The organism is Phenylobacterium sp. (genome assembly GCF_046590535.1).
Taxonomy (GTDB): domain Bacteria; phylum Pseudomonadota; class Alphaproteobacteria; order Caulobacterales; family Caulobacteraceae; genus Phenylobacterium.
Genome location: NZ_JBKJTG010000216.1, coordinates 1 through 4,284, shown reverse-complemented (window position 1 = coordinate 4,284; position 4,284 = coordinate 1). Strand labels below are relative to the sequence as shown.

The 4,284-nt window shown below is 66.4% G+C and carries 2 protein-coding genes; both read left to right on the top strand.

Translation table 11 applies throughout. The annotated features are described in order from the left end of the window. A partial coding sequence (locus ACLL81_RS13115; RefSeq protein WP_411288799.1) for a TonB-dependent receptor domain-containing protein occupies window positions 1-2,617 on the top strand: 2,617 nt, incomplete at its 5' end. A 79-nt stretch (window positions 2,618-2,696) separates the two neighbouring features. After that, window positions 2,697-3,992, top strand: coding sequence for an aspartyl/asparaginyl beta-hydroxylase domain-containing protein (locus ACLL81_RS13110; protein WP_411288798.1), 1,296 nt, complete (start codon window positions 2,697-2,699; stop codon window positions 3,990-3,992). Window positions 3,993-4,284: the final 292 nt, after the last annotated feature.

The following is a 4,284-nucleotide window of genomic DNA, read 5'->3' as shown; positions in this document are numbered from 1 at the left end:
CGTCCCGGCCTCCTCGACCAGCGGCGTGGTCGACATCGGCACCATCCCGGCCGGCCTGATCGAGCGCGTGGACGTCGTTACCGGCGGCGCCTCGGCGGTGTACGGTTCGGACGCCATCTCGGGTCTGGTCAACTTCATCTTCAAGAGGAACTTTGAAGGCGTCGAGCTCGACACCGGCTACAGTCAGACGGGCGACAAGGACGGCGCGACCTACCGCGCCGCCCTGACCATCGGGGCGAACGTGGCCGAAGGCCGCGGCAACGTCGCGATGAGCCTCGGCTACTCCAAGCGCGAACCCGTCCTGCTGGGCGACCGCGCCATCGGTCAGGTCGGCATCGTCACCGCGACCGGTGGTGGCCTGGGTGTGACCTCGCCGCCTCACCCCGTAAACTGCGGTGGTCCCGGCTCGGTTCCGACGACGTTCGGTGGTTCCTCCACCACTATTCCCAGCCGGATCGCCCTGGTTGGCGTTCCCGCCGCGACGGGCGCGTTCCAGGTTCGCGAGGACCGTACGCTTGGCCCGAACTGCTCGGTCTTCAACTTCAATCCGTTCAACTACTATCAGACCCCGGCGGAGCGCTTCAGCGCCACGGCGGTCGGTCACTATGAGATCAACGAGAACGTCGAAGCCTACGCGCGGACGATGTTCACCCGCACCAACGTGCGCCAACAGATCGCCCCCTCGGGGATCTTCGGCAACGCGTTCTTCGTGCCCCTGTCCAACCCCTTCCTGTCGGCTTCGCAACGCACCACCCTGATCACCGCGGCCAACGCCGCGCGGACCGCCGGGACACTGACCGCCGCCAACTTCCGCGATCTGAACGCCAACGGCACGATCGACGCGGCCGACGACCTGAACCTGGTCATCCGTCGCCGGACCGTTGAGCTGGGCCCGCGTTCGTCGAGCTATGAGACCAACTACTACCAGATGGTGTTCGGCCTGCGCGGCGATAATGCGTTCGGCCTGGAGGACTGGAGCTGGGATGCTTCGCTGCAGCGCGGTGAATCGAGCCGCACGGAAGTCCGCGCCGGCTACACCAATGTCACCAACTTCGGCAACGCGCTGAACGCGGTGAGCACGACCTCCTGCCGCACGGGTGGCTCGGCCTGCGTTCCGATCGACATCTTCGGTCCGTTCGGCGCCATCACGCCCGCCGCCGCCGCCTACTCGGGCGCCGTGGGTATCCTGCAGTCCAGCTATGTCCAGCAATTGGCTTCGGTGAACCTCACCGGCCCGATCCCTGCGATCCAGAGCCCGCTGGCGGCTGTTCCGCTGGCCGTCAGCGTCGGCGCCGAATACCGCGAGGAATTCGGCCGTACCGAACCCGACGAATGCCTGAAACTTGCCCCGACCAGTTGCCTGGGCGGTGCGGGCGGCAACACCCTGCCCATCGCCGGCGGCTACAGTGTGTACGAATTGTTCGGCGAAGCGATCTTCCAGCTCGCCGCCGATCAGTCCTGGGCCAAGTCGCTGGATATCGAGGTCGGCTACCGCTTCTCCGACTACGACCCCTCCGGCGTCAACAAGACCTGGAAGTACGGCGTCAACTGGGAGCCGATGGAGGGCCTGCGCTTCCGCGCCATGCAACAGCGTGCGGCGCGTGCGCCGAACATCGGCGAACTCGCGGCGCCGTTGGTCAGCGGCCTGCGCAACGCCACGTTCGACCCCTGCTCGTCCGGCAACACCGCGCCGATCTCGGCCGCCCTGCGCGCACTCTGCATCTCCACTGGCCAGACGACCGCCCAAGTCGGCACGATCCAGGACATCGTCTCGGGTCAGGTCAGCACCTTCGAGGGCACCAACCTCGCCCGTCTGCCGAAACCTGAAAAGGCCGACACCACCACCATTGGCGTTGTCTGGCAGCCGACCTTCATGCCGACGCTGCGTAATCTTTCGATCTCGGTCGACTACTACAGGATCAAAATCGACAGCCCGATCGGCATCTTCCAGGCTCAGGAAGTGCTTGACGATTGCTACATTGCGGCGAACACGGTCGCCTGCGCAAACATCGTGCGGGTGAACGGCGACATCGCCTCGCCGGCGTCCGGCATCCAGCTCTTCACCACCAACCTGAAGCGCTTGGAAGCGGAAGGCATCGAAGGCTCGGTCGCCTTCGGCGTGGACATGACCACCTTTGGCCTGGACGAAAAGTGGGGCAGCCTGGCCTTCCAGTGGACGGGTAACTACTACCTGACCAATGAGAGCCAGAGCGGCGACGCGACCAAAGTCATCGACTGCGTCGGCTTCTTCAGCACCCAGTGCGATCCGACCCCCGAGTTCCGTTTCGTCCAGCGCACCAGCTGGAACATCGGCGACCTGCAGCTGTCGTATCTGTGGCGCTACGTGGGCAAGATCAACGTTGCGCCGAACCAGGAGGCGGTGACCTTCCTGGCCTTCCGGTCGATCGAGGCCCACAATTACTTCGACCTGTCGGCCAGCTACGCCATCAACGACACGGTCAGGGTCAGCGCCGGTGTTCGCAACGTGTTCGAGAACGATGCTCCGGTGGTTGGCAACGAAGCTGGAACCACCTCGGCCAACAGCGGAAACACCTTCCCCAGCGGCTACGACGTGCTGGGCCGCGTGTTCTCGGTCGGCCTGAACCTGCGCTTCTGATCCAGAACGCAGTCTGATCCTGGAAGCGGCGGGCGAAAGCCCGCCGTTTTCTTTTTGCCCGGCGCTTGGTACCGCGTTGGTGCGCCGCGGCCCGAAGGATACCGCCCAGATGACCGCTCAAGTAGACGCTCTGGTCCAGGCCGCCGGCCAGGCCGCCAACGCCGGCCGTTGGCAGGACGCCGAGCGGTTGTGGAGTCAAGTCCGGACGTTGGCGCCGGACCACCCGCAGGCGCTCTACAGCCTGGCCATCCACGCCTTCCAGCGGGGAGATTTCACCGGCGCCATGGAGTTGCTCAAGGCCGCCAATGCGGCGGCGCCCGACGACCCGCTGATCCTGATGACCGCCAGCGTTGTGCAGCGCGAGCGGGGCGACATTGACGGTGAATGGCAGGCCATCATCGACTGCCTGGTCATCGACCCTTATTTCCTGCCGGGGATGCTCTCCAAGGCCGGGTTCCTGGAGCGGCAGGGCCGGACAAAGGCCGCCGCCAACGTCTATCGCGACGTCCTCAAGGTGTCGCCGCCCGAGGCACACTGGCCTGACGCGCTGCGGACGCAACTGCAGCACGCCCGCGAAGCGGTCGAGGCGCACACCGAGGCCTTCGACGCCCATCTGCAAGCCTCGCTCGCGGGGCCCCGCGCGGCCCTTGAGATCGCCGCCACCGGACGCTGGGCGGAAGCCGCCTCGATCCTCACCGGGCGGACGCAGCCCTATTGGTCCAATGCCAACCAGCTGTCCGTGCCGCGCCTGCCACCGGTCCCCTTCTTCGACCGCGCGGATTTCTCCTGGGTCGCCGACCTTGAGGCGGCGACGCCGGCTATCCGCGACGAACTCCGCGCCGTCCAGCAGACCGGCCAGGACGGGTTCTCGCCCTATATCGCCTACAATCCAGGCGAGCCGGTCAACCAGTGGGCCGATCTCAACCATTCGGACCGCTGGAGCTCGTTTCCGCTGTGGCGCGGTGGCGTTCCTGTGCGGGAAAATCTCGACCGCTGCCCCCGAACCGCTCGGGCGCTCGAGGCGGTCAAGATGGCGCGGATCAGCGGTCTGTGTCCGAACGCGATGTTCTCCGTGCTCGCGCCACACACCTGGATCCCCCCGCATCACGGCGAGACCAATGCGCGCCTGGTCGTTCACCTGCCCCTGATCGTGCCGCCTGGCTGCACGTACCGCGTGGGATACGAGCGGCGCACCTGGACTGAGGGCGAGGTTCTGATCTTCGACGACACGCTGGAGCACGAAGCCCGCAACGACGGCGACGAACCGCGCGTCGTGCTGATCTTCGACGTCTGGAACCCCCTGCTGTCCGCAGCGGAACAAGACATGGTCCAGGCCATGACGACGGCCGCGCGCGACTTCAACACCGAAGCCTGAGCTGCGCGGAACGCGCGCGACCGTTTGGGTTTGCCCGCGGGACCGCGATGCCGTGCCGGGTCACTAGAGCTACTCGTGGGTGTCGATGTCATGCGCCACTTCGAGGGGATCGAACTGGACGACGTCAACCGACGTGTGCTGCTTCGGACGCCGCCGGGCGCACTCCGCCGCGCGCGATAATCCGCGCCCGGTGATCGACCGTTCAGTGGATCGCCATCGGCGCCAGCACCAGCGCGCCGCGATCCCGCAGCCGGGCCTGGGCGGCCTGCTCGAGCAGGCTCTGGGCCCGGGG